Source organism: Salmonella sp. SA14318, assembly GCF_029866905.1.
Classification (GTDB): Bacteria; Pseudomonadota; Gammaproteobacteria; order Enterobacterales; family Enterobacteriaceae; genus Salmonella; species Salmonella enterica.
This window is the reverse complement of sequence record NZ_CP123282.1, coordinates 1,223,670-1,245,445: the sequence shown is the minus strand read 5'-3', so window position 1 is coordinate 1,245,445 and position 21,776 is coordinate 1,223,670. Positions and strand designations below refer to the sequence as shown.

Here is a 21,776-nt window from a genome sequence, read left to right as displayed (position 1 = left end):
CCTCTTATCCGGCATTGCGCTATACTGTCGGCCCCGCGCCTTCCGCACGGTCGGCTTTCTTCAGGGCTTTAATTTCCTGACGACGCATACGGAAAAAATCACTGAGCAGCGTCGCACATTCATCGCGCAGCACCCCTTCAATAATCTCGACCCGGTGATTCATTCCCGGATGGTGCAGCACATCAATTAGCGATCCGGCCGCGCCGGTTTTTGCATCGCGCGCGCCAAAGACAACGCGTCCAATGCGGCTATGCACCATAGCGCCTGCGCACATCACACAGGGTTCCAGCGTGACATACAGCGTGGTATCCAGTAACCGATAATTCTGCAATACCAGACCGCCCTGACGCAGCGCCATTATTTCAGCATGCGCAGTAGGATCGTGGCGGCCAATGGGTCGGTTCCAGCCTTCGCCAATGACGCGATGGTTATGCACCAATACCGCGCCAACCGGAACCTCGCGTTCGTCCCAGGCGCGTTTCGCCAGCGTCAGCGCGTGGCGCATCCAGTATTCGTGATCTAATTCGACATCAGACAAAGAGGTAACTCCGGTAATGAAAGCGGGCGGCATTATACACAGACGCTATGCGTTTCACTATTCGAGCTGCTGCAACTCGCCGTGCGGCGTCACCCGCCAGCGATGCTGGCAAAAATAAAGCAGCGGGTTATCCTGTTTGCTGTCGCTGTAGCCGCTATAAAGACGCAGCGGCGTACCGATTTTACGTTCCAGTTGCGCGACTTTTTCATGGCCCAGACAGCGCACGGTTAATACCCAGCCGCCATACCGTCGCGCCATCTGGCTGGCGATGAGGTTAACGCGCGGCAGCCACGGCGTATCAAAATAGACTTGCTCTACCAATGATTGCGGAGAACCGGTAATAAGCCAGATATCCGCGTCAGAGCTCAATAGATAGGTGGTCAGACGCTCCTGTACAACCGGAAACGCCGTGACGTTAGCGCGAAACCAACGGACAAAATCCGCCTGATGCGCCTGCAAACGCGTTTCGCTATGGCCAAAAGTACAGCCCCACAACAACAGACTCATCGGCCAGCGGGCCGCACGCCCTTTTACCAGTAAACCGATACCGATAATGGGCAACAACGGCAGTACGAGCAGCGCATTTAGCGGCTGACGGCGCAGCAAATAACGCAGAAAACTGCCGAACATATCCTGTTGATGTAACGTTCCATCCAAATCAAAAAAGACGACACGACGCTCGTGGCTGACCAAACCTTACTCCTCTGGATCATTGAACCCCAGCAGCCAGGTAAAAATAAACCCGGCAATTACCGCTATTAAATAGCCTAACAGATAGAACAGGACTTTTCCGGCAACAATTGTTAATGCCAGCGGCAAACCGGAAATACCAAAGGTAATTACCGTCGCCACTTTCCAGTAGCTGATCAACGCCCCGCCTACCGCGCCGCCGAGGCAAGCGCCAATAAATGGCTTACCCAATGGCAGCGTGACGCCAAAAATCAGCGGCTCGCCAATCCCCAGCAGTCCGACCGGAAGCGCGCCTTTAATCACCTTTTTGAGCCGCGCATTGCGGGTTTTCATCAGTACGGCAATGGCCGCGCCTATCTGACCAACGCCCGCCATCGCCAGGATGGGAAACAGCGCGTTATAGCCGTGCGCTTGCACCAGCTCCACATGAATAGGCACCAGCCCCTGATGCAGCCCGGTCAGTACCAACGGCAGGAAGGTTCCGGCTAACACCGCGCCCACCAGAAAACCGCCGCGATCGATAGCCCAGGACGCGCCGTGAGCGATAGCGTCTGAAATCCAGCCGCCAAGCGGTTGCAGAGCGACAATCGCTACCGCGCCGGTGATAACAGTCGTCAATAAAGGGTTAAGAATTAACTCCAGCGACCCCGGCAGCAGCTTACGGAACTGGCGCTCAATCCAGCACATTAACGCCACCACCAGCAGGACGGCGATAACGCCGCCCCGTCCCGGCTGAAGCGCCTCGCCAAAGAGCGTAATCTGCGCCAGTTGCGGGCTGGAAAGGATCCCCGCCATCACGCCGCCTAACGCCTGCGATCCGCCAAAGACTTTCGCGGTATTGACGCCAACCAGAATGTTCATGATAGCGAACACCGCGCTACCAAATATCCCCATCAGGCCCAGCAGGTTAGGATAGTGGACGGCAACATCGCCGACGATATCCGGACGTTTAAGAATGTTGATAATGCCGGTAATCAAGCCGGATGCGATAAAGGCGGGAATAAGCGGAATAAAAACATTCGCCAGCTTACGCAACGCATCGCTCATCGGCGCTTTATACTTCGCTTTCACCTCGGATTTGGTACGCGCCATAGCGTCGTCCGGCTTTACACCACCTGCGGCAATCTGCACGCGCATCGCATCAACCACCTGTGCAGCCTTCCCCGGCCCAACGATCAGCTGATGTTGCTCCCCTTGCTTTACGTATCCACTGACGCCAGGCAACGCTTTTAAGCGCGGAATATCCAGTTGGCTGTCGTCCTGTACCTCCACCCTGACTCGCGTCATACAGTTTTCCAGGCGCAGAATATTTTGCTCTCCGCCGATACCACGTAAAATGTCGCTGGCGAGCGCTGCCGTCTTATCCATACACACCTCTTTAGTGTTCTAACGCCGCCCTTAAAAAGCCCTGATGAGCGGCGAGTTTTTCCCTGGCGGCTGCAGCATCCAGCCCCGTAAGCGCCATCAAAATGGCGGGCTTAACCTCAAAATCGGTCTGTTTCAGCAACGTTTCCGCCTCTTCACGACCTATCCCGGTCGCTTCAACGACCATCCGACACGCGCGATCGACCAGTTTGACGTTGGTGGCTTTCATATCCACCATCAGGTTTTGATAGACCTTGCCGAACTTCACCATCGCGCCGGTAGAAATCATATTGAGCACCATTTTCTGCGCGGTGCCGGATTTCAGCCGCGTGGAGCCGGTAAGCGCTTCCGGCCCGACAACGGGCGAAATAGCGATATTAGCCTCCCGCGCAATAGGCGAATCTGGATTACAGGAGACGGCAACAGTGGTACAACCGGACTGTCGCGCATAGCGCAGGCCGCCAATCACATAGGGTGTACGACCCGACGCCGCGAGCCCCACGACCAGATCCTGTTCTTGCAGATTTAGCGCGACAAGATCGTCTTCGCCTGCCTGTTGGCTGTCTTCCGCGCCTTCGACCGCTTTCAGCAACGCGCCCGGCCCACCGGCAATCAGCCCGACGACCAGACCGTGCGGAACGCCAAACGTCGGGGGGCATTCTGAGGCATCCAGTACGCCAAGCCGACCACTGGTGCCCGCGCCCATATAGATGATACGTCCGCCAGACTTCAGCGCCGCCGCAGCGGCATCCACCGCACGCGCAACGTCAGGCAGAGTGGCTTTTACCGCTTCCGCTACCCGCGTATCCTGTTCATTAAAACGCTTAACTAATTCAGGAGTAGGCAACGCATCCAGATCCATCGTTTGCGGGTTACGGGTTTCAGACACTAAGGTACCAAGATTCATTTTTGTCCCTCTGGAATTTTTAATTCATAATAAGCGTCCATGATGGAATAGAATATTCCCCCAGGCGAGTGAAATTTCGTTTTGTCGTCGCCATCACGTTTCGCAGGAGCTGCTCATGAACTGTTTGATTCGTATTCGCCAGCGTTATCCGGATCTCGCGCAAAGCGACAGGAAACTGGCGGATTATCTGCTCGCGCAACCGGATACGGCGCGGCATCTGAGCTCACAGCAACTGGCGGCCGAAGCGGGCGTCAGCCAATCCAGCGTAGTCAAGTTCGCGCAAAAACTGGGGTTTAAAGGGTTTCCGGCGTTGAAACTGGCTCTCAGCGAAGCGTTGGCCAGCAATCCTAATCCGCATTCCGTTCCCGTTCATAACCAGATTCGCGGCGACGATCCGATGCGCCTGGTCGGGGAAAAATTAATTAAAGAGAATGTGGCGGCGATGCACGCCACGCTGGACGTTAACAGTGAAGAAAAGCTGTTAGAAAGCGTCACGATGCTGCGCCACGCCCGCCGTATTGTGATCACCGGGATTGGCGCCTCTGGGCTGGTGGCGCAAAATTTTGCCTGGAAGCTACTGAAGATTGGCATTAACGCGGTGGTTGAGCGCGATATGCACGCCCTGCTGGCGACGGTGCAGGCGCTGGCGCCGGAGGATCTGCTGCTGGCGATCTCTTATTCCGGGGAACGGCGCGAGCTGAACCTGGCGGCGGACGAAACATTACGCGCAGGCGCGAAGATCCTGGCCATTACCGGTTTTTCTCCCAACGCCTTGCAGCAGCGCGCCACCCGCTGTCTGTATACGATTGCTGAAGAGCAGGCGACGCGTAGCGCCGCTATCTCCTCGACACATGCGCAAATGATGTTGACCGACTTACTGTTTATGGCGCTGGTACAACAGGATTTAGAGCGGGCGCCGGAGCGTATTCGCCATAGCGAGGCGCTGGTAAAAAAACTGGTTTGAAAATGGCTCTTCCGCCTCATGCAGAAGAGCTATCAAGTTTATTGCGCTTCTTTCGCGTGAATCAATTGCGTCAGGAGTGTGTTAACCGGTACGGCAATATTGTTCTGAGCGCCGATTCGCGCAATCGCACCATTTAAATAGTCGATTTCAGTCAGTCGGCCTTTATGTAAATCCTGATGCATAGAAGGATAGTGGTGGCCGCTCTCACGCGGATCGAACACTTTCTTCACCGTATTCATCACCATTTGCTCAGTCAACGGAATATTCTGGCTGGCAGCAACTAACACAAACTCATCAACTACCGCTTGCGCTAAATCTAAAGCACCAGGCCGCTGACCAAATCCGCCGACATTACAATCCAGTAGCGCGCAATAGGTGTTCATTACGCTATTAAAGGCTGCCTTCTTCCAGATCGATAATAATACGTCAGGGCTTATTTCAGCATTCAATCCAGCGCTATTAAGGGTGGCAATGACCTTAGTCTCTTGAGCCGAATCCTGGCTGGCAATCGGCTGCAGTTCAATCGTTCCGGTACCGGTGGCCATAATATGCCCAGCCCCCTCCAGTTCGCTGGACCATAACGTCACACCCGCATAGATTTTCTGCCGATCGACATATTTCTCCAGGGTTTCGATATTTCCCAGGCCGTTAGATAAAATCATCACGACCTTCGCGGCTGGCAGCAGCGGCTTAATACGCTGTAACATGCTATCCAGCTGCATGGCTTTGGTAAACAGAATAACCAGCTCAAACTCCCCCTGGGATTCATCAGCCAACATAGCAGGGATGGGGTAATACTTCTGAGTCGTTTCCGTTTCGACAAACAACCCCTTGCTACGAATAGCGTCGACATGCTCCTGCCAGCTATCGATAAGCGTCACGTCATGCCCGGCCTCCAGCAGCATATAGCCAAAACGACATCCCATAGCGCCTGCACCTGCGATTGCAATTTTCATTTTTATTTCCTTATTATCTGATTAATGAATTTTGGCTAAAACCGTTGCGACATATTTTTTCGTTATCAGGGTCAACACGACTCCAATAAGCAATAGCACCGTGGTTAAAATAAATACTGTATTGTAGCTTCCGGTATATTTTGCAATAGCGGACGTTACATAAGGAGCAATAACCGCACCGACGGCAAAACCAAAATACATAAAGCCGTAGTTTAGCCCCTGGTTACGCATACCAAAATTCTGGCTGGTCAAACCAGGGAAGATAACTAATATACCGGCATAAGCAAAGCCCACGCCCAGAGCGCTGAAATAAAATACCGAAGTATTGCCATTGAAGAAAAATAACAGCAGCATACACAAGCAAGTAAAGAGGTAAACAATAACCAGCGTATTATAGCCGCCTAATTTATCGGTTAACCCTCCCCAGAACAGGCGACCGATCGAGTTAAATATCGAGACCAGGCTAACGACTAATGCACCGGACAGTAAACCGTACTGCGTCATACCAATTTGCGCAGAACTTGAGCTAATTACCATCCCAGAGAACACGCCCAGCGCCAGAATCATAAACAGCAGCCAGAAGCGCAGATCTTTCAGCATGTGCCGATAGTCTTTATCCAGTGGCGACGCTTTAATTCCTCCACTATCTTTTGCTGGCGCGCTACGAATAAAGAACTGGACGATAAAAATAACCACCAGATAAACAATGCCCAGATATAACAACGCCCGACTAACATCGTGAGTTTGCGCCATAAAATATTCGGCCAGGCGGGTGCAAAGTAGCGTCCCGACGCCAACACCCGCCAGTACGATACCGCTGGCAAGACCGCGACGGTCAGGGAAAAATTTCAGAATATTATTAAGATTACCCGTAAAAGCCAGGCCCGATCCCAACCCGGCAATGACGCCGTAGGTTAAAAACAGCATGGGCAAATTATCCACAAACCCGGACAAGATAAAACCTAAAGAAAACAGGATACCACCGATAACTATCGCCTGCTTTCCTTTACCATTGTCGATCATTCTCCCGCCCCAAATCATCGGTAAAGGAATGATCCCCATGTTGATAGAGAATGCTAACGCCAGCGTAGCCGGATCCCAGTGATATTGCGCCATGAGTGGTGTTTTGAAATAGCTAAATGCGTAGACGCCCCCGAGCACAAAATTGATGCACACGTGAGCGGCAAGCATTCCCCAGCGGTTGATTGATGCCGACATAATTTTCCCTTTTTAAAATGTACTGATCACAGTTTAAAAAAAGCAAAATAGGCAAACAATTTGGTATTTTTTATAATCGTTATAACAAAACCCAATCGATTGGCATTAAATTTTAATGAATATCAAACAACTACACTCCTTCCTGATATTGTGTGATGAATTACATTATGGTCGGGCAGCCAGTCGCCTGTTTATCACTCAGCCATCATTAAGTCAGCAAATCAAACAACTTGAGTCATCACTTAAAACAATATTATTTAAGCGAAAAGGTAGAGGAATTAAATTAACAAAAGCAGGCATTATTTTGCAACGACACGCTAACAAAATAATGCTGGATTTAAAAAATGCCGAAAATGAACTTCTTCCCTATCAGGATCAACAGCGCGATACTATTTCAATCGGGGTGTCAGGCAGCTACCTGGTCCTGCCCGCTTTTCGCAACTTTATGGCGCACCATCCGGAAATATCTTTAAATGTTAAAGAGTTCTCAACTGAGCAAACCATTAAAAAGCTGACGGATAGCGCCGTTGATATTGGCATTGTTTATCGAACAGCGCTCCCTGCCCAGCTAAGCTCGACCATGCTGTTTGAAGATGAAATTATCGCTGCAATCCCACTTTCTCATCCTCTGGCGACACGCGAACGTCTGCATTTAAAAGATTTAAACGACCAGCCCATTATCGTGCTTAATGACTCTCTGCTATTAAGAGGGATCATCACCACAGAATTTAATAACCGCAAAGTCGTTCCTAACGTCATCTGCGAACTGGATAACCACTACTCATGCCTTGAGTATGCCGAAGCGCAGATTGGCATCGCATTTATTACCCGCTCGCTAACCCATTTATCGACACCCAAAAATGTTCGCCTGGTTTCACTGGGCATCCCCGCATTCTTTATTCCTGTCATGCTGGTGCACAGTAATGACCTTTCACTGGATAACGCAACCATCTGCCTGCTCAAGCAGATCAAAAATTTTTACACTGTAGATAACAAATCAGCGCCAGAAAAGAGCTGGCCCGAGCAGAAAATAGGCGTATAATGCCCGCCCGATTTGTGTTGTTTCTGAGAATTTCCTGATGGCGCTGTTAATCACCAAAAAATGTATCAATTGCGATATGTGCGAGCCGGAGTGCCCGAATGAGGCGATTTCAATGGGCGACAGCATTTATGAGATTAACAGCGACAAATGCACCGAGTGTGTAGGCCATTACGAAACGCCGACCTGTCAGAAAGTCTGTCCGATCCCCAATACGATTTTGCAGGATCCCGCCCATGTCGAAACCGAAGAACAGTTGTGGGATAAGTTTGTTCTGATGCATCACGCAGATAAACTGTAAGCGGGTTAACGCACTTCCAACGCAACAATGCCTGATGGCGCTATGCTTATCAGGCCGACAATATATCGGCCTGTAGGTCAGGTAATGTGTTTACGCCGCCATCCGGCAAATCTAACTTTCCAGAATGACCGTAGCGCAGGCGTAATGGCGTTCATCGGCCAACGTGACATGCATGTGCGCCACACCGAGTTTTTCCGCCAGCGTTAACGCCTCGCCCCACAGCCGCAAACGTGGTTTTCCCAGCTCATCGTTAAACACTTCGAACTGATTAAACGCCAGACCGTTGCGGATGCCGGTGCCAAAAGCTTTCGCTGCCGCCTCTTTGACCGCAAAACGCTTGGCGAGAAAACGCACCGGCTGCTGATGCGTCTCCCAGATAGCCCACTCGTTGTCACTGAGCACACGCCTTGCCAGACGTTCGCCGGAACGGGAGATCACTGCCTCAATGCGGGCAATCTCTACAATATCCGTTCCCAGGCCGAGAATCGCCATTAGCCGCGCGCTTCCAGCATCAAACGTTTCATTTCAGCCACCGCCTCTTTCAGCCCCGTCATCACCGCCCGACCAATAATGGCATGACCGATATTGAGCTCGTGCATTTCCGGCAGTGCGGCAATAGCTTTGACGTTATGGTAGGTCAGGCCATGACCCGCATTTACTTTTAGCCCCAGACGGGCCGCCAGGGTCGCGGCGCTGGCAATACGCGCCAGCTCTTTTGCCTGTTCCGCATCGGTTTCTGCGTTGGCATAGCAGCCGGTATGGATTTCGATAAACGGCGCGCCGACTTCCGCTGCCGCGTTGATTTGCGCTTCATCGGCATCGATAAAGAGCGAAACCTGGATGCCAGCCGCCGCCAGGCGCGCGCAGGCATCACGCATTTTATCGCGCTGTCCGGCCACATCCAGACCGCCTTCGGTGGTGACTTCCTGGCGTTTTTCCGGCACCAGACAACAGAAATGCGGCCTGGTTTCTACGGCGATCGCCAGCATCTCTTCGGTCACCGCCATCTCCAGATTCATACGCGTATGCAGCGTCTGACGCAGAATGCGCACATCGCGATCGGTAATGTGGCGACGATCTTCGCGCAGGTGTACGGTAATGCCGTCCGCGCCTGCCTGTTCAGCAATAAACGCCGCCTGTACCGGATCCGGATAGTCGGTGCCGCGCGCATTACGTAACGTGGCAATGTGGTCAATATTGACGCCTAACAGTAATTCAGCCATGACAATCCTCGTTAATCTTTCTTCGTTTTTACTGTGCGTTTGGGCATAAATTGCCGGAACAGCTCCCGGCTTTTTAACGGTTTTCCCCCAAGATACGGCTTTAATGCCATACGGGTAAAGCGTTTAGCGGCACGCAGGGTATCTACATCCGGAAATTCCCGCGCCTCCAGCGCTTTCAGGTGCCGTCCGGTAAAGGTGTTGTTATCGATGACGACGCTGGCGAAAAAGCCTTTTTCTTCGCGGTAACGGTAGGTCATGGTGTCATCCACCCGTTCGCCGCTGCCTGCACAGTGGGTGAAATTGACGCCATACCCCAGATGGCCCAGCAACGCCAGTTCGAAACGTCGCAACGCCGGTTCAGGTGAGCCGGTGGTTCCCGCCAGCGCCTGAATACAGTTCAGATAATCAAAAAAGAGTTCGGAGAAGCGCGTTTCATATTCCAGTACGCGAGAGAGGAGTTCGTTGATGTACAGGCCGCTATAGAGCGTAATACCGCTTAACGGCAGCGCCAAAGAAACTGCCTCGGCGCTGCGCAGGGTTTTCACCTCGCCGCGTCCGCTGTAGCGTAGCAATAACGGCGTAAAAGGCTGTAACGCGCCTTTCAGATTGGAACGTTTAGATCGCGCGCCTTTGGCGACAAGGCGCACGCGCCCCGATTCTTCCGTGAAGACGTCCAGCATCAGGCTGGTTTCGCTCCAGGGGCGACTGTGCAGGACAAATGCGCGCTGCCACCCTTCCACGCTGTGTTAACTCACAGATCGTCTACGTAACCGAGACTGCGCAGAGCGCGTTCGTCATCGGCCCAGCCGGATTTCACTTTCACCCACAATTCCAGGTGTACCGGCGCTTCGAACATCTCCTGCATGTCTTTACGCGCTTCAATACCAATGGTTTTGATTTTGGCGCCTTTGTTGCCAATCACCATCTTCTTCTGCCCTTCGCGCTCGACGAGGATCAGCCCGTTGATATCATAGCCGCCGCGTTCGTTGGTAACAAAACGTTCAATCTCAACGGTAACGGAATACGGCAGCTCGGCGCCGAGAAAACGCATCAGCTTTTCACGGATGATTTCAGACGCCATAAAGCGCTGAGAGCGATCGGTGATGTAATCTTCCGGGAAGTGGTGAATAGCTTCCGGTAAATGTTTACGCACGATACCGGCAATGGTATCGACGTTCATACCCGTTTCAGCAGAGATGGGTACGATATCAAGAAAGTTCATCTGGCTTGCCAGGAACTGGAGGTGCGGCAGCAAATCAGCTTTTTCCTGCACGTTATCCACCTTGTTAACGGCGAGAATAACCGGCGCTTTGCCATCGCGCAGTTTGTTCAGGACCATTTCGTCGTCCGGCGTCCAACGGGTGCCTTCCACAACGAAAATCACCAGCTCAACGTCGCCAATCGAACTGCTCGCCGCCTTATTCATCAAACGGTTAATGGCGCGCTTTTCTTCCATATGCAGTCCCGGGGTATCGACATAGATTGCCTGATACGGGCCTTCGGTATGAATACCGACAATGCGGTGGCGCGTGGTCTGCGCTTTACGGGAAGTGATCGAAATCTTCTGCCCGAGCAGTTTGTTCAGCAAGGTGGATTTGCCAACGTTCGGACGTCCGACGATGGCAATAAATCCGCAGTAAGTTTTGTCGGTGCTCATTCCAACTCCAGTTTTTTCAGCGCCTGTTCGGCGGCAGCCTGCTCCGCCTTACGACGGCTGGAACCCGTGCCAACCACCGGTTCGCTCAGGCCGCTGACCTGGCAGTGGATAGTAAATTCCTGATCGTGCGCCTCGCCGCGCACCTGCACAACCAGGTAAGATGGCAGCGGCAGATGGCGACCCTGCAAATACTCCTGCAAGCGCGTTTTAGGATCTTTTTGTTTATCGCCCGGACTTATCTCATCCAGACGGGTTTTATACCAGTTAAGGATTAACTGCTCGACGGTCTGGATATTGCTATCGAGAAATACTCCGCCGATTAACGCTTCCACGGTGTCCGCCAGAATGGACTCCCGACGAAATCCGCCGCTTTTTAATTCGCCCGGCCCTAAACGCAGGCACTCGCCTAAATCAAATTCACGGGCTAATTCCGCCAGCGTATTACCACGTACCAACGTGGCGCGCATACGGCTCATATCTCCCTCATCCACCCGTGGAAAACGGTGATAAAGCGCGTTAGCGATAACGAAGCTCAGGATTGAATCGCCTAAAAACTCCAGGCGTTCGTTATGTTTACTGCTGGCGCTGCGGTGAGTTAATGCCTGCTGCAACAGCTCCTGATGATTAAAAGTGTAGCCCAGCTTCCGTTGAAGCCGATTAATTACGATGGGGTTCATGCGATACCAATAAATGAATGCGTCAACAATCCAGCACACGAAACAGACCTGATACACGTCATCTGTCCTGCCGCATCGCTGCAGCGGAAAGAAGGTTGTCTATAACCAACGCTGTTTCGTGTGCCGTGGCGACCAAACGGCGCCAACCTAAAACTTCGGGGGAATATTCTATACACAACGACAGGGGATGTCGTTAGTCTGAGGGAATTTATCCAGGAAATAATTCACGCTGCCGCTAAAAAGACGGCAGCGTGAACGATCATTTCGTCACAGTTAGTGAATACCGCCGATACGACTCAGGCGTACGCCTGTCGGCCACTCCCCTTCCTGCTTGTCAAAGCTCATCCAGATAGCGACCGCTTTACCGACCAGATTCGCTTCCGGAACAAATCCCCAGTAACGGCTATCCGCGCTGTTATCGCGGTTGTCGCCCATCATGAAATATTGCCCCGGCGGTACAACCCAGGTCGCCAGCGGTTGTCCTGGCTGTTGGTAATACATGCCCAACTGATCCTGAGCTATCGGCACCATCAGGATGCGGTGGGTCACATCGCCTAACGTCTCTTTACGTTCGGTCAGGCGAATGCCGTTTTCTTTTGTCTCGTTTAGCGGAACCTCAAAGAAACCGCTGGTCGCTTCTCCGCCGTTACGGCGGGCAAAGGTCTGTACAAAATCGCTCGGCTCAACGTTAGAGTAGGTAACCGGCAGCGCATTTTCGCACGCCTGACCGGAGCTACAGCCAGGCTGAATCGTCACCTCTTTCGCAACCGGATCATAAGTGATTTTATCGCCCGGCAAACCGACTGCGCGTTTGATGTAATCTAACTTAGGATCTTCCGGATATTTAAATACCACAATATCCCCGCGCTTTGGATGACCGGTTTCAATCAGGGTTTTCTGGTAGATCGGATCTTTAATGCCGTAGGCAAATTTTTCCACCAGAATAAAATCGCCGATAAGCAGTGTCGGCATCATTGAGCCTGACGGGATCTGAAAGGGTTCATAAAGAAATGAACGAACGATCAGAACGATCGCCAGAACCGGGAAAACCGACGCCCCGGTCTCCAGCCAGCCCGGCTTAGGCGCCACTTTATTGAGCGTAGCGTTATCCAGCGCATCTCCCGACGCCGTTTGCGCGGCAGCCTGGCGCGCCCGACGTTTTGGCGCGAAAACAAACTTATCAACGCACCATAAAATGCCCGTCACCAGTGTGGCTATCACCAGAATCAGGGCAAACATGTTCGCCATGCCAACTCCTTAGGGATTATTTATTGTCTTTACCGACATGCAGAATGGCGAGGAACGCCTCCTGAGGCAGCTCGACGTTACCGATCTGCTTCATGCGTTTCTTACCTTCTTTCTGTTTCTGCAGCAGTTTTTTCTTACGACTGATATCGCCGCCGTAGCACTTCGCCAGCACGTTTTTACGTAACTGTTTTACCGTCGAACGGGCAATAATATGCGTACCAATCGCCGCCTGAATCGCGATATCAAACTGCTGACGTGGGATCAAATCTTTCATCTTCTCCACCAGCTCGCGACCACGGCTTTGCGAGTTATCACGGTGCGTGATCAGCGCCAGCGCATCGACACGTTCGTTGTTGATTAACACATCAACACGCACCATATCGGAAGCCTGGAAGCGCTTGAAGTTATAATCCAGAGACGCATAGCCGCGCGACGTTGATTTCAGACGGTCAAAGAAGTCGAGCACCACTTCCGCCATCGGGATTTCATAGGTCAACGCGACCTGGTTACCGTGATACACCATGTTAGTTTGTACGCCGCGTTTCTCAATACACAGCGTAATAACGTTACCTAAATAGGCTTGTGGTAACAGCATATGACATTCGGCGATAGGCTCGCGCAGTTCATAAATGTTATTCAACGGCGGCAGCTTGGAGGGGCTATCAACATAGATAGTCTCTTTCGCCGTTGTTTCTACTTCATAAACCACGGTCGGCGCAGTGGTGATCAGATCCAGATCGTATTCGCGTTCCAGACGCTCCTGAATGATCTCCATGTGCAACAGGCCGAGGAAGCCGCAGCGGAAACCAAAGCCCAGCGCCGAGGAGCTTTCCGGTTCATAAAACAGTGAGGCATCGTTCAGGCTCAGCTTGCCGAGCGCGTCGCGGAAACTTTCATAATCGTCGGAGCTGACCGGGAACAGACCTGCATAGACCTGCGGTTTCACCTTCTTAAAGCCCGGCAACGCTTTTTCCGCTGGGTTACGCGCTGAGGTTAAGGTATCGCCAACCGGCGCGCCGAGGATATCTTTAATGGCGCAGACCAGCCAGCCTACTTCGCCGCACTTCAGCTCGGTACGATCAACCTGTTTTGGCGTGAAGATCCCCAGGCGGTCAGCGTTGTAGGTCTGCCCGGTGCTCATCACTTTAATTTTGTCGCCTTTACGCATGGTGCCGTTTTTAATACGCACCAGCGATACCACGCCCAGGTAGTTATCGAACCAGGAGTCAATAATCAGCGCCTGCAGCGGGCCGTCCGGATCGCCTTGCGGCGGCGGGATATCGCGCACCAGGCGTTCCAGAACATCCGTCACGCCGACACCCGTTTTGGCGGAGCAGCGTACCGCGTCCGTCGCATCGATACCGACAATGTCTTCGATTTCTTCCGCCACACGCTCCGGATCGGCGGCCGGCAGGTCAATCTTGTTAAGCACCGGCACCACTTCAAGATCCATTTCCATCGCGGTGTAGCAGTTCGCCAACGTTTGCGCTTCTACGCCCTGGCCGGCATCCACCACCAGCAGCGCGCCCTCGCAGGCGGCTAACGAACGGGAAACTTCATAGGAAAAGTCAACGTGTCCCGGCGTGTCGATAAAGTTCAGTTGATAAGTTTCACCATCAGACGCTTTAAAATCCAGCGTCACACTCTGGGCTTTAATAGTAATACCGCGCTCACGCTCAAGATCCATCGAATCAAGTACCTGAGCTTCCATTTCACGGTCAGACAGGCCACCGCAGATTTGGATAATACGGTCAGACAGCGTCGATTTACCGTGGTCAATGTGAGCAATGATCGAAAAGTTACGTATGTTCTTCATAGAGATAAATTATTATGCCTTACGCCTGGTTGACCAGACTTTAGAGGTCGCTGTTCTGAGCTTAACGTCTGTTTTAACTGAAACGCCGCATTCTACACTACAACGCTAAGGCGAGGAAATGTTCATAGTGTACGGAGAGCGGGAACTGGAAAACGCCTCGCTTTTTTCCTGTAAAACACCGCAACGCAGGAAAAGCGCATGCTTATCGGGACAACAACCCAACGCGGCAGGTGTACCGTTGGGCAAAACGTTTACTGGCGCGTTTCGATTGAGGTAGTTTCGACGCGAACAAGGTCCGGCGGGAGGGCAACGTTTAAAATCACCGGCTGCCAGGCGTCGCGCTCCGCCAGTTTTCGGGAATAGCCGCGGGCAACCAGAAAACCGCCCACGCCGCCCAGCACGGCCCCGCTTAATGCGGCAAGGTCAGATCCAAACAGCATCTGAAAAAGCGCCGCACAAAGAAATAGCCCCGCTAAAGGCGACATATAGACCAGCAACGCCGAACCTAAAAGGCTTTTTTCGGCGATGCCCAACTCGACTTTCTGCCCCGGCGCCAGCGGCTCCGCGCTTGGCACAACAATGGTATGGGTGGTTTGCGGCCCTAATTTATTCAGCACGCGACTGCCGCATCCCGCACGGGAGGCGCAGCTGCTGCATGACGCTTTAACGTCGCAGCTCACCACCGCCTGACCATTCTGCCAGGAGATAACGGTTGCCCACTCTTTAATCATTGTACTGCCCTGAATTTGATACTGTCGGCAATGCGCTTCGCCGTTTGCGGCGGAAGCTCGCCGACAATGGTGATTTCCGCGTTGTCGCGAATGCTGCTATAAACCGTTCGGCGCCCGGTGCGCAGCATCTGATCGCTGCTGTTTTGCGTCGCCCGGTTCACATTGACGGAAAAGCTAAACAGACCGTCAGAATAAAGCCGCGATTCGATAGGCAGGTTATCCATCGTCGGCAACGGACGACGGCTGCTGGAAACTTCGCCAAAGCCTTGCGGCACCCAGGATGGACTCCAGTTAAATTTCGTTTTTTCGCCACCGGGAACAGAAAGCAGCGGCGGCAGATTCGCCTTCGCCAGCGCCTGCATGTTGCTGCCGATATCCTGACTCACCGTGAACGCAATAACGCGGAACTGCTCCAGCGTCTCGCCATCGCGATCCAGCAGATCAACGCGCATCGGTAGTTTGGTGTCCATGTCCATCCAGACAATATAGCTGTAACGCGTACCATCGCGCGCCACAACGCGGATAACTTCGCACAATCTGTCTGCGATACGGGTGCGTCCGACGGAAATAAAGTCGTAGTAAGGCGCCAGACGCTTGAAATCGGTGTAAATCAGGGAAGGCAGGGAATCGACAATATAATCACCGTTCAGGGTGAACGGCTCAAGGCCCGGTTCAAAATAACTGATTTCATTACCACGCTGTACGACCTCCCGGCGGGGACCGTCCAACTGTAGCAATTGCGCAAGCGGGCGACTATCCAGGCGTGCGTGTCGATAACGCAGAGATTCAACGCCTTGTTTCGTGATGCTGACGAATGACAGCTCGTAATTCAGTGACTGACTGGCGATGTTCATCTGCTGCAATAACGCCCCGGACGCAGGGTCGGCCGAGGCGTTTGCTGAGAAGAACAGGCTAGCCGCCACAAGGGACATGGCAAACCAAAGTTGCTTCATTACTGCGATTGCGTTCCTAAAGTTTGGATTCCTGGCACCTGTACCGCGGCTTGCTGGGTTTGCGCCTGCTCAAACTGAAGCTGTTCGGAGTGCAGTCGGCGCTGCAGTTCATAGTCCTGCAACATGGCATTAATGCGACGACGCTGCTCCTGTACCTGCTGTTGCTGACTGCCGACAGGCGCTGCTTCAGAAGGCACTCCCAGACTTACCGGGCTGGCTTTCCCCATCATAGGCAGGGTATTGAAAACCGGCGTTTCAGGTTGTTGGGATGTTTCAGATTGCCCATTATAGTGCTGGACACCGACGATAACTGCAAGTGAAACGCACGCCGCCACGCCCATTTGGGTAAGCTGCGCCGCCCACGGACGCACTTTTTTCCAGAACGGCATTTTCTGCCATTGCTGCGGAGCGGGTTGGGCCTCAGGGATTAATGGCGTCACCTGACGTACTGGCTCGTTTTCAATAGCGGCCATCACGCGAGCGGATATATCGAAATGGAGAACGTCAGGCGTATCCCCCCGCATTGAATCGCGGATCAGGTGATAACTCTCCCAGGTTTTCTGCATTTCCGGGTCGTGCGTAAGCGCTTTGAGCAGCTCACTATCCAACGTTTCGCCATCCATCAAAGCGGAAAGTTTTTCTTTCTGCATGCCTAATACCTTTTCCAGTATCCCGCTATCGTCAACGCCTGATAAGCGGTTGAACTTTATTATCAATAGCTTCCCGCGCCCGGAAGATACGTGAACGCACCGTCCCCACCGGGCAATCCATGATAGCCGCTATCTCTTCATAGCTCAGGCCATCCAGCTCCCGTAAGGTGATTGCCATACGTAAATCTTCCGGGAGGGACTCAATAGTTCGGAAAACTATCTGTCTCAGTTCTTCTGACAACATTAAGTTCTCAGGGTTCGAAATTTCTTTCAGCGCGCCGCCGCTTTCAAAGTTTTCTGCTTCAATCGCGTCTACATCACTGGAAGGCGGACGACGCCCCTGCGCAACCAGGTAGTTCTTCGCGGTATTGACCGCAATACGATACAACCAGGTATAAAAAGCGCTATCCCCCCGGAAAGAATCCAGCGCGCGATAGGCCTTAATAAATGATTCCTGTACGACATCGGGAACGTCGCCCGATGGCACATAGCGGGAAACCAGACTCGCCACTTTATGCTGGTAGCGCACTACCAGTAAGTTAAAGGCTTTCTGATCTCCCTTCTGGACCCGTTCAACCAGGACCTGGTCCGTTAACTGCTCGCTCATCCGAGGTAATGTCTCCCCAAACCAAATTTCCACGCGCTTTCGAAACGCCACTCCATAAGCCGCACTATGAGCAAGCAACAGGTTAGAGTGTCTATGTTTCGTAAAGTTCCGTTACGCATTTGTTTTTGTTTGTCATGTTGTAGACAGGTCTTATCTTCCATTATAAGTCTACAGATGCTGAACAACGCACTATCTGTACAGAAATGCCCATTTCGTCGTTTGCAGAGTAACCTAACAGCATCTTTATTTCACTACAAAATCCGACGCTAACACCCTGCCCTATAAAATATTTTTTGCCGTTTATCTCTCGCCGTATTTTTATTTTATGTTTAATAAGCACAACACCAGCGAAATCATTACGTGCTTTTTAGCGCCATATAGTGCTAATCTGCCGCAACCATGTTTAGTAAATTAAACAAGAACCATGATGACAACTCCTGAACTGTCCTGTGATGTGTTAATTATCGGCAGCGGCGCGGCCGGACTCTCGCTGGCGCTGCGTCTGGCTGAAAAACATAAGGTTATCGTCCTGAGTAAAGGGCCGGTGAGCGAGGGCTCCACGTTTTATGCGCAGGGCGGTATTGCCGCCGTGTTTGATGAAACCGACAGTATTGCGTCGCATGTCGAAGATACGCTGATTGCCGGCGCCGGAATTTGTGATCGCCACGCGGTGGAGTTTGTCGCCAGCAACGCCCGTACCTGCGTGCAGTGGCTTATCGATCAGGGCGTGCTGTTTGATACGCATGTCCAGCCAAACGGCAAGGAGAGCTATCATCTCACGCGTGAAGGCGGCCATAGTCATCGCCGTATCCTTCATGCCGCCGACGCTACCGGAAAGGAAGTCGAAACCACATTGGTCAGTCGGGCGCAAAATCATCCTAATATTCAGGTGCTGGAGCGCAGCAACGCCGTTGATTTAATTATCTCCGATAAAATGGGTCTGCCGGGGCCTCGCCGGGTCGTCGGCGCCTGGATCTGGAATCGCAATAAAGAATGGGTTGAAACCTGTCATGCGAAGTCGGTGGTGCTGGCGACCGGCGGCGCCTCAAAGGTGTATCAATATACCACTAACCCGGATATTTCCTCCGGCGACGGTATCGCGATGGCCTGGCGCGCGGGCTGTCGGGTCGCTAATCTGGAATTTAACCAGTTTCATCCCACCGCCCTTTATCACCCGCAGGCGCGTAATTTTCTCCTTACCGAAGCGCTGCGCGGCGAAGGCGCATACCTTAAACGTCCGGACGGTTCACGGTTTATGCCGGACGTTGACGAACGCGGGGAACTGGCGCCGCGCGATATTGTCGCCCGCGCCATTGACCATGAGATGAAACGACTCGGCGCAGACTGTATGTTTCTCGATATCAGCCACAAGCCTGACGATTTTGTCCGCCAGCACTTCCCGATGATCTATGCGAAACTGCTCGATTTGGGGATGGATTTAACCAAAGAACCGATTCCCATTGTTCCTGCCGCGCACTATACCTGCGGCGGCGTGGTCGTCGATGATTATGGTCGTACCGATGTAGACGGCTTATATGCCATTGGCGAAGTCAGTTACACCGGCCTGCACGGCGCTAACCGTATGGCGTCCAACTCGTTGCTGGAATGCTTAGTGTACGGCTGGTCCGCAGCAATGGATATCGACAGGCGAATGCCTTCTGTCCACAGCGTTGACGCCCTTCCCGCCTGGGATGAAAGCCGCGTGGAGAACGCCGATGAGCGGGTGGTGATTCAGCATAACTGGCACGAACTGCGCCTGCTGATGTGGGACTATGTGGGCATTGTGCGCACGACGAAACGGCTGGAGCGCGCCCTACGGCGTATTACTATGTTGCAACAAGAGATTGACGAATATTACGCCAACTTTCGCGTCTCGAATAATTTACTGGAGCTGCGCAATCTGGTGCAAGTGGCCGAACTGATTGTGCGTTGCGCGATGATGCGTAAAGAGAGCCGGGGGCTGCACTTTACGCTGGATTATCCGCAACAACTGGCTGAATCAGGCCCATCGATCCTTTCGCCGTTAACGCCTCACATAAACAGATAAAATGCCTGGGTCAGCGCCGTATAACTTTCAGAATAATGCTGGTCTGACCCGCGAATTACTAATCTGTCGCTAAAGCACTCCCCGGCTTGCGGGGAGAATGCGAGCAAAACCCGGTGCGGCAAGCGCGCTTCGTTTTCCGCAACGTCAGTACGTAGCCGCAAATGCCATCCCATGTTGAGCGCTTGCTGCGTAAAAGCGTTACCTATTTGTTCCGGCAAGACTACGCAAAAAAAGCCATCTTCGGTAATACAATCCGCCGCAATAGCCAATAACGTCTGGTGATCCAGCGTAGCGGTGTAACGCGCCTGCTCCCGCTGCGGCGTGGCGCATTCCACTCCGGGTTCGTAATAAGGCGGGTTGCTGATAATAAGATCAAAGCGTACCGTCTGGCGAGGCGCCCAACGCTGAATATCGTCAGTATGCACCGTTATTCGATGCGGCCAGGGAGAGTGAGCCACGTTTTCCTGCGCTTGCATGGCAGCCCCGGCATCCAGTTCCACGGCGTCAATAGGCACATTGTCATCCGTCCGCTGCGCCAGCATTAACGCCAGCAGACCGCTTCCAGTACCGATATCCAGAATTCGCTTTACATCCGCGACCGGCGCCCACGCCCCGAGTAAAATACCGTCAGTTCCCACTTTCATCGCACACCGATCGTGTGCGACAAAAAACTGTTTAAACGTAAATCCGTTACGACGAAGAACGGAGCCAGACTGAGACATGTAAAAACAACCTTGCAAAAAACGGCGACAGCGCCGGGTGAAAACAATACCTGAGAAGGGATATCCATACAAACAGATGAAGATTGCGGCCGTAACGTCTATAATCAGCGCCCCACACAGAGGTAGAACATGACTGTAACGACTTTTTCCGAACTTGAACTCGACGAAAGCCTGCTGGATGCCCTCCAGGATAAAGGTTTCACTCGCCCGACCGCCATTCAGGCTGCCGCCATTCCGCCTGCGCTCGATGGCCGTGATGTACTCGGTTCTGCGCCGACAGGCACCGGTAAAACGGCGGCATATCTGCTGCCGGCGTTGCAGCACCTGCTCGACTTTCCGCGTAAAAAATCGGGGCCGCCGCGTATTCTGATCCTGACGCCAACCCGCGAACTGGCAATGCAGGTTGCCGATCACGCTCGTGAACTGGCTAAGCATACTCATCTGGATATCGCCACGATTACCGGCGGCGTGGCCTATATGAACCATGCTGAAGTGTTTAGCGAAAACCAGGATATCGTGGTCGCCACGACGGGCCGTCTGCTGCAATATATAAAAGAAGAGAACTTTGACTGCCGGGCGGTTGAAACACTGATCCTTGACGAAGCTGACCGGATGCTCGACATGGGCTTCGCTCAGGACATTGAACATATCGCCGGTGAGACCCGCTGGCGTAAACAGACGATGCTGTTCTCCGCCACGCTGGAAGGCGATGCGATTAAAGATTTTGCCGAGCGCCTGCTGGAAGACCCGGTTGAGGTTTCCGCCAATCCGTCAACCCGCGAGCGTAAGAAAATTCACCAGTGGTACTACCGTGCCGACAATTTCGAACATAAAGTTGCGCTGTTGAAGCATCTGCTAAAACAAGACGATGCAACCCGTTCTATCGTGTTTGTACGTAAACGTGAACGCGTCCATGAACTGGCTGAAACGCTGCGTCTGGCAGGGATCAACAATTGCTATCTTGAAGGTGAGATGGCGCAGATCAAACGTAACGAAGGTATTAAGCGTCTCACCGACGGTCGCGTTAACGTGCTGGTCGCGACCGACGTCGCGGCACGCGGGATTGATATTCCTGACGTCAGCCACGTTATTAACTTCGACATGCCGCGCAGTGGCGATACCTATCTGCATCGCATTGGTCGTACAGGCCGTGCGGGCCGCAAAGGCACTGCAATCTCGCTGGTAGAAGCCCACGACCATCTGTTGCTGCTGAAAATCGGTCGCTACATCGAAGAGCCGCTAAAAGCGCGCGTCATTGATGAGCTTCGCCCGACCACGCGTGCGCCCAGCGAAAAGCTGACCGGCAAACCGTCGAAAAAAGTGCTGGCGAAACGCGCCGAGAAGAAAAAAGAGAAAGAAAAAGAGAAGCCGCGCGTGAAGAAACGTCACCGCGATACAAAAAATATCGGTAAGCGCCGCAAGCCAAGCGGTACGAAAATGCAGGAGCAATCCAGCGAAGAGTGATGA

Annotated in this window: 24 protein-coding genes; 5 read left to right on the top strand and 19 right to left on the bottom strand. The window is 52.8% G+C overall.

From position 1 onward, the window contains the following. Positions 1 to 19: 19 nt before the first annotated feature. From tadA to murQ, 4 genes are read right to left on the bottom strand one after another with little or no spacing between them, the layout of a single operon-like run. Positions 20 to 571, bottom strand: a complete 552-nt coding sequence (gene tadA / locus QEN32_RS05920) for a tRNA adenosine(34) deaminase TadA (RefSeq protein ID WP_023207142.1) — start codon at positions 569 to 571, stop codon at positions 20 to 22. 24 nt (positions 572 to 595) lie between these two features. Next, positions 596 to 1,231: a phosphatidylglycerophosphatase C gene (gene yfhb / locus QEN32_RS05915; protein WP_000253558.1), complete on the bottom strand. Its 636-nt coding sequence runs from the start codon at positions 1,229 to 1,231 to the stop codon at positions 596 to 598. Between the two features lie 3 nt (positions 1,232 to 1,234). Next, on the bottom strand, positions 1,235 to 2,596 hold the full coding sequence (locus tag QEN32_RS05910) for a PTS transporter subunit EIIC (protein ID WP_000361667.1): 1,362 nt from the start codon (positions 2,594 to 2,596) through the stop codon (positions 1,235 to 1,237). Between the two features lie 10 nt (positions 2,597 to 2,606). After that, positions 2,607 to 3,500, bottom strand: a complete 894-nt coding sequence (gene murQ, locus QEN32_RS05905; protein ID WP_001048535.1) for an N-acetylmuramic acid 6-phosphate etherase — start codon at positions 3,498 to 3,500, stop codon at positions 2,607 to 2,609. Positions 3,501 to 3,615: 115 nt separating this feature from the next. Between murQ and QEN32_RS05900 the strand changes: the two genes are divergently transcribed. Beyond that, positions 3,616 to 4,464 (top strand): MurR/RpiR family transcriptional regulator, encoded by an 849-nt coding sequence (locus QEN32_RS05900; protein ID WP_000995703.1) that lies wholly within the window; start codon positions 3,616 to 3,618, stop codon positions 4,462 to 4,464. A 38-nt stretch (positions 4,465 to 4,502) separates the two neighbouring features. On the opposite strand, the gene QEN32_RS05895 is transcribed toward QEN32_RS05900, so the two are convergent. Beyond that, entirely contained in the window at positions 4,503 to 5,420 is a 918-nt protein-coding gene (locus QEN32_RS05895) for an oxidoreductase (RefSeq protein ID WP_058331988.1), read from the bottom strand. A gap of 21 nt (positions 5,421 to 5,441) precedes the next feature. Continuing rightward, positions 5,442 to 6,638 carry an OFA family MFS transporter gene (locus tag QEN32_RS05890; RefSeq protein WP_001276364.1) on the bottom strand — a complete coding sequence of 399 codons (1,197 nt, stop codon included), beginning with the start codon at positions 6,636 to 6,638 and terminating at the stop codon, positions 5,442 to 5,444. Positions 6,639 to 6,753: 115 nt separating this feature from the next. Between QEN32_RS05890 and QEN32_RS05885 the strand changes: the two genes are divergently transcribed. Both QEN32_RS05885 and QEN32_RS05880 read left to right on the top strand, forming a co-directional pair. Further along, positions 6,754 to 7,680 carry a LysR family transcriptional regulator gene (locus tag QEN32_RS05885; protein WP_001022463.1) on the top strand — a complete coding sequence of 309 codons (927 nt, stop codon included), beginning with the start codon at positions 6,754 to 6,756 and terminating at the stop codon, positions 7,678 to 7,680. 37 nt (positions 7,681 to 7,717) lie between these two features. Continuing rightward, positions 7,718 to 7,978, top strand: a complete 261-nt coding sequence (locus tag QEN32_RS05880) for a YfhL family 4Fe-4S dicluster ferredoxin (protein WP_001196291.1) — start codon at positions 7,718 to 7,720, stop codon at positions 7,976 to 7,978. A gap of 111 nt (positions 7,979 to 8,089) precedes the next feature. Here the strand turns inward: QEN32_RS05880 and acpS are convergent, their stop codons facing one another. From acpS to rseD, 12 genes are all read right to left on the bottom strand, one after another. Then, positions 8,090 to 8,470 (bottom strand): holo-ACP synthase, encoded by a 381-nt coding sequence (gene acpS / locus QEN32_RS05875; protein ID WP_000986043.1) that lies wholly within the window; start codon positions 8,468 to 8,470, stop codon positions 8,090 to 8,092. Next, a complete protein-coding gene (gene pdxJ / locus QEN32_RS05870) occupies positions 8,470 to 9,201 on the bottom strand; it encodes a pyridoxine 5'-phosphate synthase (protein WP_000818964.1) in 732 nt (243 codons plus the stop codon). The genes acpS and pdxJ overlap by 1 nt, the downstream gene beginning before the upstream one ends. An 11-nt stretch (positions 9,202 to 9,212) precedes the next feature. Further along, on the bottom strand, positions 9,213 to 9,941 hold the full coding sequence (gene recO / locus QEN32_RS05865) for a DNA repair protein RecO (protein WP_000399380.1): 729 nt from the start codon (positions 9,939 to 9,941) through the stop codon (positions 9,213 to 9,215). 11 nt (positions 9,942 to 9,952) lie between these two features. After that, on the bottom strand, positions 9,953 to 10,858 hold the full coding sequence (gene era / locus QEN32_RS05860; RefSeq protein WP_000102230.1) for a GTPase Era: 906 nt from the start codon (positions 10,856 to 10,858) through the stop codon (positions 9,953 to 9,955). Further along, a complete protein-coding gene (rnc, locus tag QEN32_RS05855) occupies positions 10,855 to 11,535 on the bottom strand; it encodes a ribonuclease III (RefSeq protein ID WP_001068341.1) in 681 nt (226 codons plus the stop codon). Before rnc ends, era begins: the two co-directional genes overlap by 4 nt. 273 nt (positions 11,536 to 11,808) lie before the next feature. Then, positions 11,809 to 12,783, bottom strand: a complete 975-nt coding sequence (lepB, locus tag QEN32_RS05850; protein ID WP_000002559.1) for a signal peptidase I — start codon at positions 12,781 to 12,783, stop codon at positions 11,809 to 11,811. Positions 12,784 to 12,799: 16 nt separating this feature from the next. Further along, complete coding sequence (gene lepA, locus QEN32_RS05845; RefSeq protein ID WP_000790154.1) at positions 12,800 to 14,599, bottom strand: translation elongation factor 4; 1,800 nt, start codon at positions 14,597 to 14,599, stop codon at positions 12,800 to 12,802. A 251-nt stretch (positions 14,600 to 14,850) separates the two neighbouring features. Further along, entirely contained in the window at positions 14,851 to 15,330 is a 480-nt protein-coding gene (gene rseC, locus QEN32_RS05840; protein WP_000589049.1) for a SoxR-reducing system protein RseC, read from the bottom strand. Further along, positions 15,327 to 16,283 carry a sigma-E factor regulatory protein RseB gene (gene rseB, locus QEN32_RS05835; RefSeq protein ID WP_265322229.1) on the bottom strand — a complete coding sequence of 319 codons (957 nt, stop codon included), beginning with the start codon at positions 16,281 to 16,283 and terminating at the stop codon, positions 15,327 to 15,329. Before rseB ends, rseC begins: the two co-directional genes overlap by 4 nt. Further along, positions 16,283 to 16,933 (bottom strand): anti-sigma-E factor RseA, encoded by a 651-nt coding sequence (gene rseA, locus QEN32_RS05830; protein WP_020839156.1) that lies wholly within the window; start codon positions 16,931 to 16,933, stop codon positions 16,283 to 16,285. Before rseA ends, rseB begins: the two co-directional genes overlap by 1 nt. A 31-nt stretch (positions 16,934 to 16,964) precedes the next feature. Further along, positions 16,965 to 17,540 carry an RNA polymerase sigma factor RpoE gene (gene rpoE / locus QEN32_RS05825; RefSeq protein WP_000003307.1) on the bottom strand — a complete coding sequence of 192 codons (576 nt, stop codon included), beginning with the start codon at positions 17,538 to 17,540 and terminating at the stop codon, positions 16,965 to 16,967. Further along, complete coding sequence (gene rseD, locus QEN32_RS05820) at positions 17,537 to 17,701, bottom strand: rpoE leader peptide RseD (protein ID WP_014344135.1); 165 nt, start codon at positions 17,699 to 17,701, stop codon at positions 17,537 to 17,539. The genes rpoE and rseD overlap by 4 nt, the downstream gene beginning before the upstream one ends. A gap of 263 nt (positions 17,702 to 17,964) precedes the next feature. Here rseD and nadB point away from each other — a divergent pair, with 263 nt between their 5' ends. After that, a complete protein-coding gene (gene nadB / locus QEN32_RS05815) occupies positions 17,965 to 19,587 on the top strand; it encodes an L-aspartate oxidase (RefSeq protein ID WP_000989181.1) in 1,623 nt (540 codons plus the stop codon). Here the strand turns inward: nadB and trmN are convergent. Beyond that, positions 19,572 to 20,309, bottom strand: coding sequence for a tRNA(1)(Val) (adenine(37)-N(6))-methyltransferase TrmN (gene trmN / locus QEN32_RS05810; RefSeq protein WP_000083343.1), 738 nt, complete (start codon positions 20,307 to 20,309; stop codon positions 19,572 to 19,574). The two genes, nadB and trmN, sit on opposite strands and share 16 nt — an antisense overlap. A gap of 129 nt (positions 20,310 to 20,438) precedes the next feature. Between trmN and srmB the strand changes: the two genes are divergently transcribed. Further along, positions 20,439 to 21,773 (top strand): ATP-dependent RNA helicase SrmB, encoded by a 1,335-nt coding sequence (gene srmB, locus QEN32_RS05805; protein WP_000219174.1) that lies wholly within the window; start codon positions 20,439 to 20,441, stop codon positions 21,771 to 21,773. The last annotated feature ends 3 nt before the right edge of the window (positions 21,774 to 21,776 follow it).